Below are 20,170 nucleotides of genomic sequence, written 5' to 3'. Positions count from 1 at the left end.
GGTCGATTTTCCCTGTCTTCATTCATGGTCCTTGTGTCTCGCGCTTGTGCTGAGCGTGATGCCCGCGTTCGCCCAGCCCATGCAGACCCTGCAGCAGCGTCTGGATGCTGCCGGGCCGGGTGCGGTGATCGAGGTCCCGGCCGGCACCTATACCGGCAATCTGGTCATATCCGGGGCGCTGACCCTGGACGGTAAGGGCGAGGCGATCCTGGACGGTGATGGCAGCGGCGACGTGATCCGCGTCAGGGCGCCGGATGTCACGATCCGGGGTCTGACTATCCGCAATTCCGGCAAGAACCTCACCGACATGAATGCCGGCATCTTCGCCGAAAAGAGTGCCGGAAATCTGCGTGTCATCGGCAACCGCTTCGACAATAACGCCTTCGGTCTCTGGCTCGATGGCTGCAGGGCCCCCGAGGTCATCGACAACCGCATCCAGGGCGCGCCGCAACTGCGTTCCCAGGACAACGGCAACGGCATACACCTGTTCGCCGTTCATGACGGTCTGGTCCGGGGCAACCGAATCAGCGGCACCCGTGACGGCATCTACATCGACACCAGCCAGTACAACCGGCTGGAAGGCAATTACATGCAGGACCTGCGCTACGGCATTCACTACATGTACTCCTACAACAACGAGGTCATTGGCAACCATACCCGCAACACGCGCACCGGCTATGCCCTGATGCAGTCCAAGCACCTGGAGGTCAGGGGCAATGTCTCGGAGAACGACCTCAATTACGGTATCCTGATGAACTATATCGTGGACAGCCGTATCAGCGGCAATCATGTCAAGGGTACCCGCACCGGGCGGGCCTTCGTCACCGGGGGCGACGATATCGCCGGGGCCGACGGCAAGGCGTTGTTCATCTACAACGCCCAATACAATGAGATCACCGGCAACGTGCTCGAGGACGCCGATATCGGCATTCATCTCACGGCGGGCTCAGAGAACAATGCCATTCACAGCAACGCCTTTGTTCGCAACCGGGTGCAGGTGAAATACGTCGCCACACGCGAACAGGAATGGTCCGATGAGGGCCGCGGCAACTTCTGGAGCGACTACCTGGGCTGGGACATGAATGCCGACGGCATCGGCGATCGTCCCTACGAGCCCAATGACGCCGTCGACAAGCTGCTGTGGCGCTATCCCATGGCACGGGTGCTCATGAGCAGCCCCGCCATCGAGACCCTGCGCTGGGTGCAGCGCCAGTTCCCGGTGTTCAAGCCCCAGGGCGTGCGCGACAGCCATCCGTTGATGCGCCCGCCGGAGGACGCGCGAACGGGTGCGGCAACAACGCAGAGGACGCAGAGACGCAAAGGCGCGGAGACATGACGAATATTCCATGTGTTTCTCTGCGTCTCTGCGACTCCGCGTCCTCTGCGTTCCCAGTACCACTGCCGGAAGCAACCGCATGACCGCGCCGCTGGAATTCACCGACGTCACCAAGGACTACGCCGGCTTCAAGGCGTTGGACGGCCTGTCGTTCAAGGTGCAGCCCGGCGAGGTACTGGGCCTGCTCGGCCACAACGGTGCCGGCAAGACCACCAGTATGAAACTGGTGCTGGGCGTGATCGCGCCGACGCAGGGCGACATCCGGGTGTTGGGTGAGAGTCCGACCGGGCATGCCAGCGACCGTCTGCGTCGCGCGCTCGGCTACCTGCCGGAGAACGTCAGTTTCTATCCTCAGCTCACCGGGCGCGAGGTGCTGCGCTATTTCGCCCGACTCAAGGGGGCGGCGCTGCATGCGGTCGATGAGCTGCTGGAACGGGTGGGTCTGTCCGCTGCCGCCGATCGGCGCATCCGCACCTATTCCAAGGGCATGCGCCAGCGCATCGGTCTGGCGCAGGCCCTGCTCGGCCGGCCGCGGCTGCTGCTGCTGGACGAGCCCACCGCCGGACTGGATCCGCAGGTCACGCGTGAGTTCTACCGCATGATCGACGATCTGCGCGGACAGGGTGTATCCATCCTGATCTCCTCGCATGTCCTGCCGGGCGTGGAGGCGCACATCGACCGAGCCGCCATACTCGGCCGCGGCCGCCTGCTGGCGCTGGGCAGTCTGGCCGAGTTGCGCGACCGCGCGCGCCTGCCGCTGCGTATCCGCGTGCAGGGTGAGCCGGACCGCGACCAGGCCGTGGAGTTGCTGCGGCCGTTGGGCTTCGCGCCCTGTCCGCCCGGGCCGGTGCTGGAACTGCAGGGCGATCCGGAGCGCAAGCTGGAGGCCGTGCGCGCCCTGCTGGCGCTGCCCGGCGTGACCGATTTCGAGCTCATCCAGCCCGCGCTGGAAGACCTCTATGCCCACTTCAACCGCAGTGGAGCGGCGCCGCCATGCACGCCCTGATCACGGTCGCCATCAAGGAATACCGCGACGGCCTGCGCAACCGCTGGATCCTGGCCATCACCGTGCTGCTGGCCGCCTTCGCCGTGGGACTGTCGTATTTCGGCGGTGCCGCTTCGGGGGCGGTGGGCGTGACCAGCCTGTCCACCACCATCGTCAGCCTGGCCAGCCTGGCCATCTTCATCATTCCGCTGGTGGCGCTGATGCTGGCCTATGACACCCTGGTGGGCGAGGAAGAGCAGGGGACCCTGCTGCTGCTGCTGACCTATCCCCTGACCCGTGGCCAGCTGCTGCTGGGCAAGTTCGCCGGCCATGCCGCAATCCTCGCCACCGCCACGGTCATCGGCTTCGGCGCCGCCGGTCTGCTGGTGGCCGGCGCCGCCGGGGAGCTCGGCGATGCCGGGGTATGGCGGGCCTTCGGCCTGTTCATTCTGTCGTCCTGGCTGCTGGGCTGCGTGTTCCTGGCGCTGGCGCAGCTGATCAGCGCCTGGGCCGGCGAGAAGTCGGTCGCCGCCGGCGTGGCGCTGCTGGTCTGGTTCTGGTTCGTGCTGATTTTCGACCTGCTGCTGCTGGGTGCGCTGGTCATGGCCGGGGGGCAGGAGGGGGGCTGGCTGGCCGGACTGCTGCTGCTCAATCCGACCGATATCTTCCGCCTGGTCAATTTCGTCGGCTTCGAGGCAGCCCGCAGTTATACCGGCCTGACCCATATCGCGGTCGGCCCCTGGTTCCAGCCGGCTGCGCTGCTCGGTCTGCTGCTGGTCTGGATCGTCGTTCCCCTGCTGCTGGCGCAGTGGCGCTTTGCCCGCCGTGCGCTGTGAATTCCGCATCCCTCTGGAGAGTCGCCATGCCGTTTCCGCACTTAACAGGTTTCCAATTCAACCCGTCATACCGGCGCAGGCCTGCATCCGCGCCCGGCGGCCCGGTCGCTGCCGGCGCCGGCCGGGACGTCAGGTTCGGCAGCTGGTTCAGACATCTTTTGGTTCTGTTCCTTGCGGGGCAGTTCCTGCTCGCCGGATGCGGGCAGGCGCCCGAGGTCGAGCGCAGCCTGGAGCCGGTCGCCATCGAGGCCGGTGACGAGTGCCATGTCTGCGGCATGCTGATCACCCGCTTCCCCGGCCCCAAGGGCGAGGCCTTTGTCCGCCACCGGGAGACACCGCTCAAGTTCTGTTCCACCCGTGACCTCTTCGTGTGGCTGCGCCAGCCCGAGTCCGCTGCCATTGTCGAAGCCGTGTTCGTCCACGACATGACCAGCGCACCGTGGGACTCGCCCGTCAGGAAGCACCTGATTCCGGCCGAGACCGCCTGGTATGTGGTGGGCGGCGACCAGAGCGGCGCCATGGGACCGACCCTGGCCAGCTTCGCCTGGCGCGAAGCCGCTGAAGTCTATACCGACACGCACGGTGGTCAGGTAATGGCGTATGAGGAGATCGATCTGTCGGTGCTGGAGGCGCTGAACAAGCTCGATCACAAGGATCATCACCATTGAAACAACCGGGCAGGAAACACGTGAATTAGCCTGACTTCCTGTCAGCTTTTATACAAAGTAACTGTAAGCAATTGTCTCTAATGAAGTGTATTGTTATCCACATTTCCTGTGGATAAAGTTGTGAATGGTTTGGGAATGAAGAGGGTCGGAGCCCGGGATTGTGACGCTTTTGTTAAATTGGTGGTTTTTTAGCCAGCTGTTTTGTTAATATTTAATCAATAACTTAGCTGAATTCGATTCGTGTCGTGTCGGAAAAATGTCAGCCCGAGCGTATAGCAGGAATCTCGACAGATTCCTGTGCATAACATGCATGGCAGACAGCTGGCAAGCATTGCTAACCCCTTATTTGATCAGGGTTCCAGAATGGAACGCCAGCGAAGGACGGGGCCGTGCAGCAGTGTAAGCGCAGGTCGAATGTAAAGCCGGGCGACAGTTGCGTCTGGAGCAGGCTCAACGCCGTCCCGCTGCCAGGGTGGCGAGGGCGAGGCCCAGGCCGAGCAGGGTCAGGGCGGCGGAGAACGCCAGCAGCGCCTCGGCCATGGTGATCCCGAGCGGTAACTCCGGTGTGTAGCCGCAGGAGGTCTGCACCTCGAACAGCCAGGGCAGCCAGTCGTCCAGCGCCAGCCAGGCCGGCAGGCCCAGGTCCATGCCGCAGCCTGCATCCTCGATGAAGCCGCGCTCCGTACCCAGCAGCAGCCAGGCACGCTCCAGCAGCCCCAGGCCGATCCCCGCCGTGGTCAGGTGGCCGAGCAGCGCCCCCCCGCGCAGCCGTCGCAGTGCGAGCATGAGCAGTGCCAGCAGTCCCAGCGCCGCCAGCCAGATGCGGACATGGATGCACAGCACGCAGGGCCAGTAATCGAGCCGGTACTGATAGAACAGCGCCACGCCCTCGAGCAGGAGCACCAGAACGAGCAGTGCCAGCCAGTAGAAGGCGCTGGTGCCGATTCGGTTGAGCCTTTCCAGCATGAGTAAGTTTCCCGGGTCAGGGTGGCACGATTTCCTCAACTACACCGTCATTCCCGCGAAGGTGGGAATGACGCAGGGCCGATTGTAGCGAAAATACTGACCGCAGAGTAAAAGATGGGAAGGAGGCATCGATTTGCCAAAAGAACGAAATTGAACTAGATTAGTCAATAAATCCGTTTACGGACTAACAGTCATGACCACCAGAGCCGCAACCCCGGATCCACTGGCCCACTACCACGCCCACGGCGCCAGCCGTGACGAAATGGCCCGCGGCGGCCTCAAGGCCTTCTTCGCCATGACCGCGGAATGGGGGCTGGACGACGAGGCCCGCCGCATCCTGCTGGGCAATCCCGGTCGCACCCGCTACTACAAGCTCAAGGCCTTGCAGGAGCCACCGAAGCTGTCCGACGACGAACTGGGACGGCTCAGCCACCTGATCAACATCCACGCCGCCCTGCGCATCCTGTACTCGTCCGGGAACGCCGTCGCCTGGCTCACCCATATCCGGGCGCAGGACTCGCACACCCCCTGGCGCGGCAGCGCGCCGCTGGACTACATGCTCACCGGCCACTACGAGCACATCGCCGACGTCGCCCGCTACCTGGACGGCCTGCGCGGCGCCGCATGAACGGCTTCAGACTGCCGCGGCGCTACCGCCCGCGTTGGCAGCAGCAGACCCGCATCATCGCCACCCGCCATCCGCCCATCGACCTGTTCGAGTCGCTGGATCTGACCGAGGACGAGCTGCGCGGCGTCTGGGCCCTGGCCGAACTCACCAATCCCCGCCTGCAGCAGCAGGCCGGCAACCTCAACCGGGTGCGGGAAGGCGACGTCGTTACCGGTCCCAACGCCGGCATCGTCATGGCCGCCTTCACCCATATCGGCTTCCCCAGCCGTTTCACCGACGGCGGTATCGGTATCTACTACGCGGCCCGGGAGCTGGAGACCGCCGTGCGCGAAACCGTGTTCCACCGCGAACTGGATGCGAAGGATGCCGGGCTGGGCCCGGACGTGTTCCAGATGCGCGCCTGGATCGGCCAGGTGCAGAAGTCCTGCTACGACGTGCGCGGCCGGGAGTACGATCACCTGCACGACCCGGACGTCAAAACCTACGGCAGCGCCCAGGCCTTCACCCGCCAGTTGCTTGCCGAGGATCCGGATGCCTGGGGCATTGTCTACCGCAGCGTGCGCCATCCCGGCGGCGACTGTCTGGCCGCCCTGCGCCCGCCCTGCGTGTCGTTGCCCAAAACCGGCCCACTGCTCGCCTACCACTGGGACGGTGCACGAGTGACGCATGTGGACGAAATGGAAACGCTGTTCAGGCTGTAACATGTAGGTTGGGCTGAGCAAAGCGAAGCCCAACAGGCCCTGAATCAAGATGCGGAGATGAACATAACAATGGCAACCACCACCATAACCCCCGCCGCAACCCGATTGAGCAGACGACCCGCCCGCTGATCCAATCGCCTGCCGACACGCCCGGCCACGAAGGCATAACCAAGCTTCACCCCGCCCACCGCCAGCACCGCGGTCAGCGCAACCGCCGCCACATCGACAGAGGTGAGCGAATCCATCTGAATGAACGCGGGCAGGAACCCCAGATAGAACAACACCGCCTTCTGATCGCCGAGCGTGATCATCAGACCGGTCATGAAGCTCGACCAGGATGAGCCGTCACCCGCAGCGTCGGTCACACGGGCACGCGTGGTCGACCGCCACAGGGACAGCCCCAGCCACAGCAGATAGCCGGCAGCGAGATACCGGATCAGAAAGAACATCTCCCCCAGCGCCTCGACCAGCAGCGCCAACCCGAACAGGGCCAGCAGAATAAACACCAGATCCCCGGCCACCACGCCCATGGCGGTTATGGCACCCTGGCTGAATCCGGCGGACGCCGCCCGGGCGGAAACCGCCGCCACGCTTACGCTCGGCACCGCTGCAAGAATGGCCATGGCCGCGAACAGGGCGGCAAGATCGCTGGCTGAAATGCTCACTTCCATGCCTGAGAGGGTACCCGAAGAAACGGGGGAGGTTCCTGCAACAGGTGAGTCGCAGCAAAGGGTGCTGACCCCTTTATTGCTTTATTGTATTTTGAGTGGTTGGTGGGCCCGGTAGGACTTGAACCTACGACCAAGGGATTCACTGTACCCTGAGGTTTCCCCCAGGAGCGGACTATCTCACCACCCTCGACCGGGTCGTTAGGGTGCGGGACGCTCTTGCCTGTGATTAAGGGCGCTCAAGCCCCCAGGTAGTCTCTGCACCTTCCGGGAGTGTACCCCCGGCTTGGCTCAGGGTTGCCGCCGGCCGTGCCGCTGCGGGTTCCCTGAATTCATCCCGTTCATTCCCCGCCTTTCGGCGAAGACGCACCTTTGTGATGAGTCCCCTGCTCTAACCAACTGAGCTACAGGCCCGTGTTCCCGATGGATTCTATCAGCTTTGATCGGTCTGGTGGATACATGGGGGGATTGCCACGGCCCTGCGGGCTATAGAACCCCTTCGGGGTTCATCATGGCTGCCCCACCCTTCGGGTCTGGGCATCGCAGTGACGGGGAAGGTTTTCGGGTGGGCAATAAAAAAAGGCGCCACCTTGCGGTGGCGCCTCTCGAGGTGCGGGCCGAGGGCCGCCGGCCTCAGCTGTTGTTTTCGATTTCGAGGAAGGAGCGCAACTGCTCCGAGCGGCTCGGGTGGCGCAGCTTGCGCAGGGCCTTGGCCTCGATCTGGCGGATGCGCTCGCGGGTGACGTCGAACTGCTTGCCGACCTCTTCCAGGGTGTGGTCGGTGTTCATGTCGATGCCGAAGCGCATGCGCAGCACCTTGGCCTCGCGCGGGGTCAGGCCGGCCAGCACCGACTGGGTGGCCTCGCGCAGGCCCTCGCTGGCGGCGGAATCCACCGGGGAGGGGATGCTGGCGTCCTCGATGAAATCGCCCAGATGCGAATCCTCGTCGTCGCCGATCGGGGTCTCCATGGAGATCGGCTCCTTGGCGATCTTGAGCACCTTGCGCACCTTGTCCTCGGGCATGACCATGCGTTCGGCCAGTTCCTCGGGGGTCGGTTCGCGGCCCATCTCCTGCAGCATCTGGCGGCTGATGCGGTTGAGCTTGTTGATGGTCTCGATCATGTGCACCGGGATGCGGATGGTGCGGGCCTGGTCCGCGATGGAGCGGGTGATGGCCTGACGGATCCACCAGGTGGCATAGGTCGAGAACTTGTAGCCGCGGCGGTACTCGAACTTGTCCACGGCCTTCATCAGGCCGATGTTGCCCTCCTGGATCAGGTCCAGGAACTGCAGGCCGCGGTTGGTGTACTTCTTGGCGATGGAGATCACCAGGCGCAGGTTGGCCTCGACCATCTCCTTCTTGGCGCGGCGGGCCTTGGCCTCGCCGATGGACATGCGGCGGTTGATGTCCTTGATCTCGGAGATGGCCATGCCGGCCTCGTCCTGGATCGCCACCAGCTTGTTCTGGGTGCGGCGGATCTCGTCGCGATAGGGTTCGAGCCGACCGGCCAGCGCCTTGCTGGTCTTCATCTGTTCGTCGACCCAGGCCGGGTTGGTCTCGTTGTCCGGGAAGCTGGAGATGAAGCTCTTGCGCGGCATCTCCGCCTTGTCGACGCAGATGTCCATGATCACGCGTTCGTGGGTGCGGATGCGGTCGACGATGTCGCGCAGCTGATTGGTCAGCTCATCGACCAGCCGCGGCACCAGCTTCAATTCCATGAAGCGGTCGGAGAGCTGGCTGCGCAGCTTGGTGATGGACTTCTCGGACTTGGCCGCCTGCAGCTTGGTGTAGAGTTGACCGATCTCCTCAAAGCGGGCGCGGGCCTCTTCCGGGTCCGGGCCGGTGTCCATGACGGTTTCGTCGCCGTCGTCATTGTCCTCGTCATCATCCTCCAGGTCGGAGGCGGCCAGTTCGGAGCCGACGGCGCTGGGGGCGACCGGCGCGGGAATGTTGTCGTTCTCGAGATCGGCGGGATCGATGAAGCCGCTGATGATGTCGGACAGGCGGGTCTCTTCGCGTTCGACCTTGGCGTACTCGTCCAGCAGGGTGGTGAGCGAGCCCGGGTACTCGGACAGCGAGGTCAGCACCTGGCGCAGGCCGTCCTCGATGCGCTTGGCGATCTCGATCTCGCCCTCGCGGGTCAGCAGTTCGACCGTGCCCATCTCGCGCATGTACATGCGCACCGGGTCGGTGGTGCGACCGAACTCGCTGTCGACCGTCGCCAGCGCCGCGGCGGCCTCCTCGGCGGCGTCTTCGTCAGTCACTGCCGCAGTGTTCAGGAGCAGGGTGTCGGCGTCCGGGGTCTCTTCATGGACAGTGATACCCATGTCATTGATCATATTGATGATATCCTCGATCTGTTCGGGATCGACGATTTCATTGGGCAGATGATCATTGACTTCGGCATAGGTCAGGAAACCCTGCTCCTTGCCCTTAGCAATCAGTAGCTTGAGTTGGGACTGCTGCTCTTGATCCATGGTCGCCAATTGCATATCTCCGGGTTACAATATGCCGTCGCCAAGCCGATGAGGGCTTGGCGACGGTAAAAAATCAAACGATCAGTATAGTAAACATGTTCCTTCTTTACCAGCCGCTAATATAGGCGGCCCCTGCGGTCAGCCTTCTCCCCGGCTTCCAGGGGGACGTTTAAACCCCTGAATCAATTCCATATGCTCCCGCCGTTCGGCCTCGCTCCATTCGCTCGGCCGGCGGCTCTCCAGGTAGCGCAGCCGGGCGGCGGCCTGCTCGCGCCGCGCCTCCTGCAGCAGCAGTTCGGCATAGGCGTCGAATTCGTGCTCAATCCGGTCCTCGTCCAGGTCCAGTCGCTGAACCGCCAGACGGGCCAGGTGACGGCCGGCCTCCGAGCCGCGCCAGTGCTCCAGAACCCCGCCTGTACTTACATGGGGATTGACCTGCAGGTATTCAATCAGTTCAACCAGCAGATCGATCCCCGGCCGGCGTACCCGGCGCAGTACGCCGGGGTTGTCCAGTCGCGCCGCCAACCCCGGGTGCTGCAACAGCAGGGCCACCAGGTGGCGGACCGGGCTGAGGCCGTCGCGACCGGCCCGGTCGGGCGGCATGGCGCGCGGGGTCCGCGCCGCGGCGCCTTCCTCGCCGCTCAGTCCGGACAGCTCGCCCGCAGGCAGGGCCGCCAGGCGCTCCAGCTGGTGCACCATCATCCGCCGGAATATCCCGGGCTGGAGTTGCGTGAGCAGCGGTTTGGCTTTTTCCACCAGCCGTGCCCGGCCGTCGATACTGTCCATATCGACCGCCTCGGCCATATGTTCAAAGAAGAAGTCGGAAAATGGGATGGCGTTGGCAGCGCGCTCACGAAAGATTTCCGCGCCTTCCTTGCGGATGAAGCTGTCCGGGTCTTCGCCCTCGGGCAGGAACAGGAAACGCGCCTCACGCCCCTCGCGCAGCACCGGCAGGGCATTCTCCAGCGCCCGCCAGGCGGCCTGCAGCCCGGCACGGTCGCCGTCGAAGCAGAACACCACTTCGGGGACCACCCGGAACAGCTGCTCCAGGTGATCGGCGGTGGTGGCCGTGCCCAGGGTGGCCACGGCGTTGCGCACCCCGAACTGGGCCAGGGCGACCACGTCCATGTAGCCCTCGACCACCAGCAGCCGGTCCAGCTGGCGCACCTGCTTGCGCGCCTCGAACAGGCCGTAGAGTTCGCGGCCCTTGTGGAAGATCGGGGTCTCGGGCGAGTTCAGGTACTTCGGCGTGTCATCCCCGAGGACGCGCCCGCCGAAGCCGATGATGCGCCCGCGCCGGTCGTGGATGGGAAACATGATCCGGTCGCGGAAGCGGTCGTAGAGTTCGCCGTTGTCCTTCTGAATGGCCAGCCCCCCGGCCGCCAGCGCCCGGCGCCGGGCCGGGTCGCGGCCCAGGGTATTCAGCAGGTTGTCCCAGCCCGGCGGGGCATAGCCCAGGCCGAAGTCGCGGGCGATCTCGCCGGACAGGCCGCGGTTCTTGAGATAATCGACGGCGGCCTGTGCCCGTGGATGCTCGCGCAGCATCTTCTGGAAATAGCGCGCCGCCTCCATGTGCAGTTCGTAGAGCAGGGCGTTCTGGCTGCGCTGGGCGTCGTCGCCGCGCCCGGCCTCGCGCGGCACCTCCAGCCCGACGCTGCGGGCCAGTTCCTCCACCGCCTCGACGAAGTCCAGATGCTCGTAGTCCATGAGAAAGCCCAGCGCGGTGCCGTGGGCGCCGCAGCCGAAGCAGTGGAAGAACTGCTTGTTCGGGCTGACGGTGAAGGAGGGCGTCTTCTCGTTGTGGAAGGGGCAGCAGGCGGTGTACTCGCGCCCGGCCTTTTTCAGCGGCACGCGCGAATCGATCACCTCGACAATGTCGACGCGCTGCATCAGGTCATCGATGAACTGCTGAGGGATCCGCCCGGCCATGGGGTTTATGGTATCAGCGATTGTCGGGATGGGTGAGGGGAACGCAGAGGGCGCAGAGGCGCGGAGAATGCTTAATGGGTGTAGATTTGGGTTGGGTGCATGGCACCGTAACCCAACGTTCCGGGCAATATCGGGTTACGCTGCGCTAACCCGATCTACCTTTTGTTCCGGTGTTTATCCTGAAAATACTTTGCGTTCTCTGCGTTAAAGCCGCAAAGGCAGGATCGACCGCTCAGCCGCCCAGCTTCGCCTTCACCTGCCCGCTGACCGCGCCCATGTCGGCGCGTCCCTGCAGCTTGGGCTTGAGCTGGCCCATCACCTTGCCCATGTCCTTGATGCTGGAGGCGCCGCTGGCGGCAATGGCCTCATCGATCAGCTGACCGATCTCGGCCTCGGAGAGGGGTTCGGGGAGGTAGTCCTGGATAACCTCGATTTCCTGCTGCTCTTTGGCAGCCAGTTCATCGCGGCCGGCGGACTGGTATTGCTCGATGGACTCGCGCCGCTGCTTGAGCATCTTGTCCAGCACGGCGGTGACCTGGGCGTCGTCGAGTTCGATGCGTTCGTCGACTTCCCGTTGCTTGATCGCGGCCATGATCAGCCGGATGGCGGCCAGGCGTGGCTTGTCGCCACCGCGCATGGCGGCCTTCATGTCCTCCTGGATCCTGGCCTTGAGCGACATGAGCGGCTACTCCTTGTCCGCGTGGAGGGTATCAGTACTGGCGGGTACGGCGGGCGACTTCGCGCGACACCTTCTTCATGTGGCGCTTGACGGCCGCGGCGCGCTTGCGCTTGCGTTCCTGGGTGGGCTTTTCATAGAACTCGCGGCGGCGCACCTCGGACAGGATGCCGGCCTTTTCACAGGAACGCTTGAAGCGGCGCAGGGCGACTTCGAAGGGTTCGTTTTCCTTGACACGAACGTTCGGCATGCAGTCGATATCCTCTTGTCTTGCGGTTGAACAGTTGAATACTGGTCTCGTCCCTTTCTCGGGGCGAAGGGCGGGCATTCTAATCCGTCGGGCGAGAGAAATCAAAATCCTGCTGGCACTGGGCGGTCCGGGGATGGGAAAATAGACGGGATGCGAGTCCTCGGTATCGAAAGTTCCTGCGACGAGACCGGCCTGGCGCTGTACGACAGCGAGGCCGGGCTGCTGGCGCACGCCCTGCATTCGCAGGTGGCCATGCACGCCGGCTACGGCGGGGTGGTGCCGGAGCTGGCCTCGCGCGACCATGTGCGCCGGATTCTTCCGCTTATGAATCAAGTGCTTGAAGAGGCAGGCGTGGATCGCGCCGGCATCGATGGGGTGGCCTATACCGCCGGTCCCGGCCTGATCGGGGCCCTGCTGGTGGGTGCGAGTGTGGGCCGGTCGCTGGCCTGGGGTCTGGACGTGCCCGCCGTCGGGGTGCACCACATGGAGGGGCATCTGCTGGCGCCGCTGCTGGAAGCCGATCCGCCGGAATTCCCCTTCGTCGCCCTGCTGGTCTCGGGCGGGCACAGCATGCTGGTACGGGTCGAGGGGGTGGGCCGCTATGCGCTGCTGGGAGATTCCCTGGACGATGCCGCCGGCGAGGCCTTCGACAAGACCGCCAAACTGCTGGAACTCGGCTACCCCGGCGGGCCGGCGGTAGCGCGCCTGGCCGAGCAGGGCGATCCGACCCGCTTTCGCTTTCCCCGCCCCATGACCGACCGCCCGGGGCTGGATTTCAGCTTCAGCGGGCTGAAAACCTTCACCCTCAATACCTGGCAGGCGCACCGGGACGAGGAACAGGCCCGGGCCGACATTGCCCGCGCTTTCCAGGACGCCGTAGTCGATACCCTGCTGATCAAGTGCCGGCGGGCCCTGGATGAGACCGGCCTGGACCGGCTGGTGGTCGCCGGTGGCGTCGGCGCCAACCGCGCCCTGCGCCAGGGCCTGGAGACGATGCTGGAGAAACGCGGCGGCCGGGTGTATTTCCCGCGGCTGGAATTCTGCACCGACAACGGCGCCATGATCGCCTTCGCCGGCTGTCTGCGGCTGCAGGCCGGGCAGGTCGAAACGCCGGCCATCGAGGTACGCGCGCGCTGGCCGCTGGAGGAGCTGCCGGCGGTTTGAACTGGTGACTGCGCGGGTAATAACGCAGAGGGCGCAGAGGCACAAAGCAGGAGTGTTGCGGGCGGACCATCAACACCGTAGGTTGGGCTGAGCAACGCGAAGCCCAACATTCGGGGAACAATCACAAAAGGGTTCTTTGCGCCTCCGTGCCTCTGCGCCCTCTGCGCCCTCTGCGTTGATGCCGCCCAGGCCAGGCAACCAACAACTCACTTGCCGCCGAGATTGATCCGCCCCTCGGTCCCGTCCATGAGATTGCGGATGTTGCCGCGATGACGCCAGAACAGCAGCACCGCCATCAGTGCCACCGCGCCGGCCAGTGCCGGTTCGCCCAGCCAGTAGAAGGTATAGAGGGGCGCGGCGGCCGCCGTGACCAGGGCCGACAGGGAGGAGATGCGCGTGATCACGGCCACCGTCAGCCAGGTCAGGATCGCCGCCAGCCCGAGCCAGCCGCTCAGGCCCAGCAGCACCCCCAGTGCGGTGGCCACGCCCTTGCCGCCCTTGAAGCCGAAGAACACCGGATACAGATGGCCGAGAAAGGCCGCCAGCATCACCGCCGCCAGTACGGCCGGCTCGTCGGTGAAGGCGCGGGCGATCAGCACGGCGACCAGGCCCTTGAGCATGTCGCCGAGCAGGGTCAGCACCCCGGCCTTTTTGCCGGCCACGCGCAGCATGTTGGTCGCGCCCGGGTTGCCCGAGCCCTGGGTGCGCGGATCGGCCGCGCCCAGCAGCCGGCCGACGATGACGGCGGTGGAGAGAGAGCCCAGGAGATAGGCGACAATAATCAGTACAGCGGCAGTGATCATGGCGCGCTATTGGACGGCTTTCGACGCGGCGGGTCAAGTGAATAGCCTGAGTCCCCTCCCTTGATGGGAGCACCCATAGGGCATAAAGCGGTTGGGGAGGGTGACACGGTTCGGAATCACTCCCTCCCAACCTCCCTCATCAAGGGGGAGGAGCGCCCGGTCTTCTCAGACGTGTATCTTGTATCTTGTATCCTGCACCTTGTATCTTGTCGCAATGGACATCATTTTTCTGCGCGACCTGCGCATCGAGACCGTCATCGGTATCTTCGAGTGGGAACGCCGCATCCGGCAGACCATCAGTTTCGATCTGGAAATGGCCACCGACATCCGCCGGGCCGCGGCCAGCGACAGCATCGAGGACACTCTGAACTACAAGGCGGTGGCCAAGCGTCTGATCGAGTATGTCGGCAACAGCGATTTTCAGCTGGTCGAGACCCTGGCCGAACGCGTGGCCGAAATCGTGATGCAGGAGTTCGGCGTGCCCTGGCTGCGATTGACCGTGAACAAGACCGGTGCGGTGCGCGGGGCACGCGACGTCGGCGTGATCATCGAACGGGGTGATACTGACGGGAAGGGCGGTGGCTGAGGTCTTCGTCAGCATCGGCAGCAATATCGACCGTGAGCGCAACGTGGCGCGCGGCATCGAACTGCTGCGCGCGCGTTACGGCGAGTTGCGGCTCTCGCCTGTATACGAGACCCGTGCCGTGGGCTTCGATGGCGAGAACTTCTACAACCTGGTCGCCGCCTTCACCACTGACGCGCCGGTCGAGGTCATCAATGACGAGTTGCACCGGATCGAGGACGCCTGCGGCCGCGATCGCAGCGGTCCCCGCTTCGCTTCCCGTACACTGGACATCGATCTGCTGCTCTATGACAACGAAGTGCGCGAAACCGGGTCGATGACGCTGCCGCGCAGGGAGATTACCGAACAGGCCTTCGTGCTCAAGCCCCTGGCCGACATCGCCGGCGAACGCCGTCACCCGGTGCTCGGCCGGACCTACAACGAGCTCTGGCAGGCCTTCGATCACAACGAATCCGACCTGCATCAGGTTCCCTTCCCGTTCTGATGCTGCGTGTACCTAATGGCGGGATCTGAGGGCCTTTCTCCCTGGCGGATCCCGGCCGACTGGCCCGCGCCGGCGCCCGAAGCCCTGGACGTCAGCGAACGCCTGGTCGAGGTGCTGCGCGCACGCATGAACGAGGCCGGTGGCAGCCTGGCGTTCGCCGATTACATGCACACCGTCCTGTACGCGCCCGGCCTGGGCTACTACAGCGCCGGCGCACGCAAGTTCGGCGAAGCGGGCGATTTCATCACCGCGCCGGAACTGTCGCCCCTGTTTTCGCAGTGCGTGGCCGCCAGTTGCGCGGCTGTGCTGGAAGCCCTGCCCCATGGCGCTGTACTGGAACTGGGCGCCGGCAGCGGCACGCTGGCGGTGGAGGTGCTGCGCAGTCTGCAGGCGCAGAAGCGGCTGCCCGAAAGCTATCTGATTCTGGAGCCCAGCGCGGACCTGCGCCAGCGCCAGCGCCAGCGTCTGGAACAGGAACTGCCGACGCTGCTCGATCGCGTGACCTGGCTGGATCGGCCGCCGGAAGCCTTTGCCGGCGTGCTGGTCGCCAACGAGGTGCTGGATGCGCTGCCGGTCGAGTTGTTTCACTGGGACGGCAGCGAGGTGCGGCTGCGCCGGGTGCAGTGGGAAGGGAGCGGCTTCGGCTGGACTGACGCGCCCGCCGATGCCGGCCTGGCGGAACAGGTCCGGCACCTGGCCGGGCAGTATGCCTGGCCGCCGGACTATCACTCGGAGCGCGCGGCCTGGCTGTCCGGCTGGCTGGGTGAGCTGGCAGCTGGTCTGACGCGGGGCGCGATGCTGTTCATCGATTACGGCTATCCGCGCGGGGAGTATTATCATCCCCAGCGCGCCAGCGGCACCCTGATGTGCCATTACCGGCACCGCGCCCACCCCGACCCGCTGCGGTTGCCGGGGCTGCAGGACATCACCGCCCATGTGGATTTCACCGCGGTGGCGGAGACGGCCGACGCGGCCGGGCTGCGGGTCGCCGGCTTCACCGATCAGGCGCATTACCTGATCGATACCGGCATCGAGGAACGGATGGCCGAGGTCTCCGGACAGGATCCGGTCGCCGGCATGCGCCTGGCCCAGCAGGTGCGCCAGCTGATGCTGCCCGGGGAGATGGGCGAGCGCTTCAAGGCGATGCTGCTGACGCGTGATTGCGATGCGGCGGTGCCCGGTTTCCGGCAGCAGGATCTGCGCAACCGGCTGTAAGATGAGCGCCCAGGGAGGTGGGGTGCAGGGAATGCCGCCTCCCGAAGTTGCATAACATGAATTACAACATCAACAAGGCAACCCCATGGACCTGATCCAGACCCTGGCCCTGGCCCTGCTGCAGGGCCTGACCGAATTCCTGCCGATCTCCTCCTCGGCGCACCTCATCCTGCTGCCGGTGCTGCTGGGATGGGAGGATCAGGGGCTGGCCTTCGACGTGGCGGTGCACGTGGGCACCCTGCTGGCGGTGGTCGCCTATTTCCGCGTTGAACTGCGGCGCATGCTGGGTGACTGGCTGGGCTCGCTGGCCGGCGGCGGGCAGACTGCCGACAGCCGCCTGGCCTGGGCGGTGGGCTTCGGCACCATCCCGGTGGGCCTGGCCGGGTTGCTGTTCGCCGATGCCATCGAACTGCACCTGCGCAGCCCGCTGGTGATCGCGACGACCACCGTGCTGTTCGGTCTGCTGCTGTGGTGGTCGGACCGCGGCGGCGCGCGTCGCCGGAATGAATACAGCCTCAACTGGAGGGATGTGCTGGTGATCGGCTGCGCCCAGGCGCTGGCCCTGATTCCGGGTACCTCGCGTTCGGGTATCACCATGACCGCGGCCCTGATGCTGGGGCTGAGCCGCGAGGGCGCGGCGCGCTTTTCCTTTCTGCTGTCGATCCCGGTGATCCTGCTGGCCGGTGGTTTCGAGACCCACGAGCTGTTCCAGCAGGCCGGGCCGGTGGACTGGCGGGCCCTGGGCGTCGGTACGCTGGTCTCGGCTGTCAGCGCCTACCTGTGCATTCACTTCTTCCTCAAGCTGGTCGCGCGCATCGGCCTGACGCCCTTCGTGATCTATCGGCTGCTGCTGGGGGCCTACCTGTTCTGGGTGTTCGCCTGACCGGCGTTGTCAGGAATATTAACAAATACTGAAATTTATTAACTTACTGAATTAAAACAAAAAATAATCCTGCCGCCTGTCGGTCAGATTTACGTATTGGCGGATAGGCATGGTTAAAACAGGGTATTTTTATTGCTAACCGACTGTTTTTGAAAGAAACAGTGAGTTCTGGCACGCATCCTGCCTATTAGCGATTACTTATTTACTGATTTTCGGGTGTGCGCCATGCTCCGCTTTCGCTGCCAGTGCCTCGGTTTCCTCTTCGGCCTCATGCTCAGTATGGGGGTGTCGGCTGCCACCGGCTGGCTGGTGGTGGAAGAGATGCCGGCGCGCTCCGTGCCCCTGTCCGCCCCGGCGGCCAGCTTCGCCGACCGCGAAGCCGTGCCGTCGCCCCTGCCGCTGATCCTGATGGCCTCGGGTCTGCTGGGGCTGGTGCTGGTGGTCGGGAAGGCGCGCGGCCGGGTATAACCGCCCGGATCGGTTTTCCCGCTCCTACACGAAACCGGTTTTCACCTCCCGGATCGCCACGATCCGCTTTTCCCGTAACCGCTCCCCCACCGCCGGACCGGTCAGGCCCTGTGCCACCAGTTCGCGCGCATTGATGGCAGCGGCCGCGGCGAAGGCCGCGCGCAGATAGTCGGCCTGTGGATAGGGGGCGTCCGCGCGCCCGGCTCGGCCGCGGTGGTCGGCCTGGCAGGCGAGCAGGAACAACTCCAGCCGTTCCGGACGGCGGAAGACATCCAGCGAATCGAACAGGTCCTGCACCGAGGCCGGGCGCAGTTCCAGCGCGCGGTGGCACTGGGTGTGGTGACGCGCGACCAGCCGGGCCAGGTCGCGGTACTCGTTGGGGATCTTCAGTCGCGCGCACATCGTCTCGATCAGTTCGACGCTGCGCGCTTCGTGGCCGATATGCCGCGGCAACTCATCGGCCGGGGTCTCGCCCTTGCCCAGGTCATGCACGAGGGCGGCGAAGCGCACCCGCGGATCGGGACTCAGACGCGCGGCCTGCTCCAGCACCAGCAGACAGTGCACGCCGGTGTCGATCTCGGGATGGGCATGCGCGGGCTGCTCCACCCCGAACAGCCGGTCCAGTTCGGGGAAGACATGGGCCAGTGCGCCGCAGCGGCGCAGCACGTCGAAGAACTCCCCCGGCCGGTCCTCGCCCAGCGCCTTCAGCGTTTCCGCCCATACCCGCTCCGGCACCAGGGCATCGACCTCGCCGGAAGCGACCATGCGCTTCATCAGGGCGTGGGTGCCGTGCGCGACCTTGAAGCCCCACTTGCCGAAGCGGGCCTTGAAGCGAGCCAGACGCAGGATACGCACCGGGTCTTCGGCGAAGGCGCTGGAGACGTGACGCAGCAGGCCGGCGTCCAGGTCTTCGCGTCCGTTGAAGGGGTCGATCAGGTTGCCCGCGGCGTCCTCGGCCATGGCATTGATGGTGAGGTCGCGACGTCTGAGGTCTTCCTCCAGCGTGACATCGGGCGCGGCATGAAAGGCGAAGCCGGTATAGCCCGGGCCGGTCTTGCGCTCGGTGCGCGCCAGGGCGTATTCCTCCCCGGTCTCGGGATGCAGGAATACGGGGAAGTCCTTGCCCACCGGTTTGTAGCCCAGATCCAGCATCTGCTGCGGCGTGGCGCCGACCACCACCCAGTCGCGCTCCCTGACCGGCAGTCCCAGCAGCTTGTCGCGCACGGCGCCGCCGACCAGATAGATCTCCATGCCATATCCTTTGTGTTGGGATGGCCACGGAATACACGGAAAAACACAGAATGGAATGTAGGTTGGGTCAGGTGCGCAATACCGTAACCCAACATGTCGCGGGTTGTCGGGTTATGCTGCGCTAACCCGACCTGCGGGCTTTATGATTTCGTGTCTTTCCGTGTGCTTTCGTGGCGATTGTTGTTCACCGCCGCGCCTGCGCCCGGAACCCCTGATAGCGCCGGCGCGAGGCGCGGTTGCCGAGATAGCCCGGCACCACCGCGGCAATGGCGGTGGGGGTGATACCGAGATCGAGCAGACAGTTCTCGTGACAGATGCCCTCCTTCTGCAGCGACCAGAAGTTGTCGCGCGAAAAGGGCTTGCCGGGCACGAATTCCAGCAGCCGTGCCTGCAGCCAGGAGGTGGTGTTGCCCAGCCGCAGCACCCGGCGCCTGAGCCCGGCGACGCGGGCGGTGTATTCCACCAGCTGCTGCAGGGTGTGGGTCTCGGGGCCGCAGATGTCGCAGTGCCGACCGATGGTGGCCGGATCCTGGAGGCTGCGGGCAAAGGCCTCGACCACGTCGCCGACGTAGACCGGCGACATCTTCGCATCCGGACAGGCCAGCGGAAACAGCCAGGGTGTCAGTCCGAGCAGGCTGTGGAAGCGGTTGAAGAAGCTGTCGTCCGGGCCGAAGATCACCGAGGGGCGGAAGCTGGTCACCAGCATGCCGTCGCTGGCGGCGGCATGGACCAGATCCTCGGCCACGCCCTTGGTGCGCAGGTAATGACTGTGTTCCTCGCGCGGGTGGGCATTGAGCGCGCTCATGTGCAGCAGCCGGCGGGTGCCGGTGACATTGCAGGCGCTGAGGATCCTGCGCGGCAGTTCCACATGCGCACGCTCGAAGCCGCTGCCGTCGCTGCCGGATTCGTTGAGGATGCCGACCAGGTTGATGACCGCGTCTGCGCCCTGAATCAGTTCGCGCAGGGCGCGGGTGTCGTAGACATCGGTCTCGATCAGTTTGATGCGCGGATTGACCAGCAGTTCGCGGTGGCGCTCGCGGTGCCGGGTCGGGATGCGGACATAGTGTCCATCACGGGTGAGTCGCTGGGCCAGGTGCCGGCCCACAAATCCGGTACCGCCGAAGATGCAGACGGTTTTTGTTGTTGTATGCATTCAGCCCCCCTTGGCAAGGCAACCCTGCCATAGTGGCGAGACTGC

The 20,170-nt window shown here is 64.8% G+C and carries 21 protein-coding genes; 12 read left to right on the top strand and 9 right to left on the bottom strand.

Translation table 11 applies throughout. The annotated features are described in order from the left end of the window. Positions 1-58 precede the first annotated feature (58 nt). The 4 genes from COW1_RS11660 to COW1_RS11645 all read left to right on the top strand — a co-directional run bounded on the left by COW1_RS11660 (position 59) and on the right by COW1_RS11645 (position 3,825). On the top strand, positions 59-1,336 hold the full coding sequence (locus tag COW1_RS11660; RefSeq protein WP_242466426.1) for a nitrous oxide reductase family maturation protein NosD: 1,278 nt from the start codon (positions 59-61) through the stop codon (positions 1,334-1,336). A gap of 79 nt (positions 1,337-1,415) precedes the next feature. Further along, entirely contained in the window at positions 1,416-2,342 is a 927-nt protein-coding gene (locus COW1_RS11655) for an ABC transporter ATP-binding protein (protein ID WP_201344300.1), read from the top strand. Beyond that, positions 2,330-3,157, top strand: a complete 828-nt coding sequence (locus COW1_RS11650) for an ABC transporter permease (protein WP_096364265.1) — start codon at positions 2,330-2,332, stop codon at positions 3,155-3,157. The genes COW1_RS11655 and COW1_RS11650 overlap by 13 nt, the downstream gene beginning before the upstream one ends. A gap of 158 nt (positions 3,158-3,315) precedes the next feature. Next, positions 3,316-3,825, top strand: coding sequence for a nitrous oxide reductase accessory protein NosL (locus COW1_RS11645; protein ID WP_201344299.1), 510 nt, complete (start codon positions 3,316-3,318; stop codon positions 3,823-3,825). A 450-nt stretch (positions 3,826-4,275) separates the two neighbouring features. Here COW1_RS11645 and COW1_RS11640 read toward each other — a convergent pair whose 3' ends face one another. Further along, a complete protein-coding gene (locus tag COW1_RS11640) occupies positions 4,276-4,791 on the bottom strand; it encodes a disulfide bond formation protein B (protein ID WP_201344298.1) in 516 nt (171 codons plus the stop codon). Positions 4,792-4,984: 193 nt separating this feature from the next. On the opposite strand from COW1_RS11640, the gene COW1_RS11635 reads away from it, so the two are divergent. Both COW1_RS11635 and COW1_RS11630 read left to right on the top strand, forming a co-directional pair. After that, a complete protein-coding gene (locus COW1_RS11635) occupies positions 4,985-5,419 on the top strand; it encodes a hypothetical protein (RefSeq protein WP_201344297.1) in 435 nt (144 codons plus the stop codon). Beyond that, positions 5,416-6,120 (top strand): RES family NAD+ phosphorylase, encoded by a 705-nt coding sequence (locus COW1_RS11630; RefSeq protein ID WP_201344296.1) that lies wholly within the window; start codon positions 5,416-5,418, stop codon positions 6,118-6,120. The genes COW1_RS11635 and COW1_RS11630 overlap by 4 nt, the downstream gene beginning before the upstream one ends. A 44-nt stretch (positions 6,121-6,164) precedes the next feature. Here COW1_RS11630 and COW1_RS11625 read toward each other — a convergent pair whose 3' ends face one another. The 5 genes from COW1_RS11625 to rpsU form a co-directional block, all read right to left on the bottom strand. Continuing rightward, positions 6,165-6,785 (bottom strand): LysE family translocator, encoded by a 621-nt coding sequence (locus COW1_RS11625; protein ID WP_201344295.1) that lies wholly within the window; start codon positions 6,783-6,785, stop codon positions 6,165-6,167. A gap of 636 nt (positions 6,786-7,421) precedes the next feature. Continuing rightward, positions 7,422-9,266 (bottom strand): RNA polymerase sigma factor RpoD, encoded by a 1,845-nt coding sequence (gene rpoD, locus COW1_RS11620; protein WP_201344294.1) that lies wholly within the window; start codon positions 9,264-9,266, stop codon positions 7,422-7,424. Positions 9,267-9,404: 138 nt separating this feature from the next. After that, complete coding sequence (gene dnaG / locus COW1_RS11615; RefSeq protein ID WP_201344293.1) at positions 9,405-11,195, bottom strand: DNA primase; 1,791 nt, start codon at positions 11,193-11,195, stop codon at positions 9,405-9,407. Positions 11,196-11,427: 232 nt separating this feature from the next. Continuing rightward, positions 11,428-11,874, bottom strand: coding sequence for a GatB/YqeY domain-containing protein (locus tag COW1_RS11610; protein ID WP_096364281.1), 447 nt, complete (start codon positions 11,872-11,874; stop codon positions 11,428-11,430). 31 nt (positions 11,875-11,905) lie between these two features. Further along, positions 11,906-12,121: a 30S ribosomal protein S21 gene (rpsU, locus tag COW1_RS11605; protein WP_096364283.1), complete on the bottom strand. Its 216-nt coding sequence runs from the start codon at positions 12,119-12,121 to the stop codon at positions 11,906-11,908. Between the two features lie 150 nt (positions 12,122-12,271). Here rpsU and tsaD point away from each other — a divergent pair, with 150 nt between their 5' ends. Then, on the top strand, positions 12,272-13,285 hold the full coding sequence (gene tsaD, locus COW1_RS11600; protein ID WP_201344292.1) for a tRNA (adenosine(37)-N6)-threonylcarbamoyltransferase complex transferase subunit TsaD: 1,014 nt from the start codon (positions 12,272-12,274) through the stop codon (positions 13,283-13,285). Positions 13,286-13,491: 206 nt separating this feature from the next. On the opposite strand, the gene plsY is transcribed toward tsaD, so the two are convergent. Further along, positions 13,492-14,088, bottom strand: coding sequence for a glycerol-3-phosphate 1-O-acyltransferase PlsY (plsY, locus tag COW1_RS11595; RefSeq protein WP_201344291.1), 597 nt, complete (start codon positions 14,086-14,088; stop codon positions 13,492-13,494). 214 nt (positions 14,089-14,302) lie between these two features. Between plsY and folB the strand changes: the two genes are divergently transcribed. The 5 genes from folB (at position 14,303) to COW1_RS11570 (ending at position 17,721) form a co-directional block, all read left to right on the top strand. Further along, a complete protein-coding gene (gene folB, locus COW1_RS11590; protein ID WP_096364289.1) occupies positions 14,303-14,674 on the top strand; it encodes a dihydroneopterin aldolase in 372 nt (123 codons plus the stop codon). Beyond that, positions 14,667-15,155 carry a 2-amino-4-hydroxy-6-hydroxymethyldihydropteridine diphosphokinase gene (gene folK / locus COW1_RS11585; protein WP_096364292.1) on the top strand — a complete coding sequence of 163 codons (489 nt, stop codon included), beginning with the start codon at positions 14,667-14,669 and terminating at the stop codon, positions 15,153-15,155. Before folB ends, folK begins: the two co-directional genes overlap by 8 nt. Positions 15,156-15,170: 15 nt before the next feature. Next, on the top strand, positions 15,171-16,370 hold the full coding sequence (locus COW1_RS11580; RefSeq protein WP_201344290.1) for a class I SAM-dependent methyltransferase: 1,200 nt from the start codon (positions 15,171-15,173) through the stop codon (positions 16,368-16,370). An 85-nt stretch (positions 16,371-16,455) separates the two neighbouring features. After that, positions 16,456-17,253, top strand: coding sequence for an undecaprenyl-diphosphate phosphatase (locus COW1_RS11575; protein WP_096364296.1), 798 nt, complete (start codon positions 16,456-16,458; stop codon positions 17,251-17,253). A 225-nt stretch (positions 17,254-17,478) separates the two neighbouring features. Further along, positions 17,479-17,721, top strand: a complete 243-nt coding sequence (locus COW1_RS11570; protein WP_096364298.1) for a hypothetical protein — start codon at positions 17,479-17,481, stop codon at positions 17,719-17,721. 24 nt (positions 17,722-17,745) lie between these two features. Here the strand turns inward: COW1_RS11570 and COW1_RS11565 are convergent, their stop codons facing one another. Together COW1_RS11565 and COW1_RS11560 are read right to left on the bottom strand one after the other, a co-directional pair. After that, the gene (locus COW1_RS11565; RefSeq protein ID WP_201344289.1) at positions 17,746-18,972 is read right to left on the bottom strand and encodes a multifunctional CCA addition/repair protein; all 1,227 of its coding nucleotides are present in this window, start codon (positions 18,970-18,972) and stop codon (positions 17,746-17,748) included. Positions 18,973-19,156: 184 nt separating this feature from the next. Then, complete coding sequence (locus COW1_RS11560; protein WP_201344288.1) at positions 19,157-20,125, bottom strand: complex I NDUFA9 subunit family protein; 969 nt, start codon at positions 20,123-20,125, stop codon at positions 19,157-19,159. Positions 20,126-20,170 lie beyond the last annotated feature (45 nt).

Source organism: Thiohalobacter sp. COW1 (assembly GCF_016629505.1).
GTDB classification, from domain to species: Bacteria; Pseudomonadota; Gammaproteobacteria; order Thiohalobacterales; family Thiohalobacteraceae; genus Thiohalobacter; species Thiohalobacter thiocyanaticus_A.
Note: the sequence above shows the minus strand (reverse complement) of the source record. Positions and strands in the feature narration are given on the sequence as shown.

What these genes read in the sequence shown, in the direction of transcription:
- rpsU (WP_096364283.1), bottom strand. Translation starts at nt 12,121, where the DNA reads ATGCCGAACGTTCGTGTCAAGGAAAACGAACCCTTCGAAGTCGCCCTG.
- folB (WP_096364289.1), top strand. Translation starts at nt 14,303, where the DNA reads ATGGACATCATTTTTCTGCGCGACCTGCGCATCGAGACCGTCATCGGT.
- COW1_RS11655 (WP_201344300.1), top strand. Translation starts at nt 1,416, where the DNA reads ATGACCGCGCCGCTGGAATTCACCGACGTCACCAAGGACTACGCCGGC.
- dnaG (WP_201344293.1), bottom strand. Translation starts at nt 11,195, where the DNA reads ATGGCCGGGCGGATCCCTCAGCAGTTCATCGATGACCTGATGCAGCGC.
- COW1_RS11630 (WP_201344296.1), top strand. Translation starts at nt 5,416, where the DNA reads ATGAACGGCTTCAGACTGCCGCGGCGCTACCGCCCGCGTTGGCAGCAG.
- COW1_RS11580 (WP_201344290.1), top strand. Translation starts at nt 15,171, where the DNA reads ATGGCGGGATCTGAGGGCCTTTCTCCCTGGCGGATCCCGGCCGACTGG.
- rpoD (WP_201344294.1), bottom strand. Translation starts at nt 9,266, where the DNA reads ATGGATCAAGAGCAGCAGTCCCAACTCAAGCTACTGATTGCTAAGGGC.
- COW1_RS11570 (WP_096364298.1), top strand. Translation starts at nt 17,479, where the DNA reads ATGCTCCGCTTTCGCTGCCAGTGCCTCGGTTTCCTCTTCGGCCTCATG.
- COW1_RS11575 (WP_096364296.1), top strand. Translation starts at nt 16,456, where the DNA reads ATGGACCTGATCCAGACCCTGGCCCTGGCCCTGCTGCAGGGCCTGACC.
- COW1_RS11565 (WP_201344289.1), bottom strand. Translation starts at nt 18,972, where the DNA reads ATGGAGATCTATCTGGTCGGCGGCGCCGTGCGCGACAAGCTGCTGGGA.
- plsY (WP_201344291.1), bottom strand. Translation starts at nt 14,088, where the DNA reads ATGATCACTGCCGCTGTACTGATTATTGTCGCCTATCTCCTGGGCTCT.
- COW1_RS11650 (WP_096364265.1), top strand. Translation starts at nt 2,330, where the DNA reads ATGCACGCCCTGATCACGGTCGCCATCAAGGAATACCGCGACGGCCTG.
- COW1_RS11610 (WP_096364281.1), bottom strand. Translation starts at nt 11,874, where the DNA reads ATGTCGCTCAAGGCCAGGATCCAGGAGGACATGAAGGCCGCCATGCGC.
- COW1_RS11635 (WP_201344297.1), top strand. Translation starts at nt 4,985, where the DNA reads ATGACCACCAGAGCCGCAACCCCGGATCCACTGGCCCACTACCACGCC.
- tsaD (WP_201344292.1), top strand. Translation starts at nt 12,272, where the DNA reads ATGCGAGTCCTCGGTATCGAAAGTTCCTGCGACGAGACCGGCCTGGCG.
- COW1_RS11660 (WP_242466426.1), top strand. Translation starts at nt 59, where the DNA reads ATGCCCGCGTTCGCCCAGCCCATGCAGACCCTGCAGCAGCGTCTGGAT.
- COW1_RS11560 (WP_201344288.1), bottom strand. Translation starts at nt 20,125, where the DNA reads ATGCATACAACAACAAAAACCGTCTGCATCTTCGGCGGTACCGGATTT.
- COW1_RS11640 (WP_201344298.1), bottom strand. Translation starts at nt 4,791, where the DNA reads ATGCTGGAAAGGCTCAACCGAATCGGCACCAGCGCCTTCTACTGGCTG.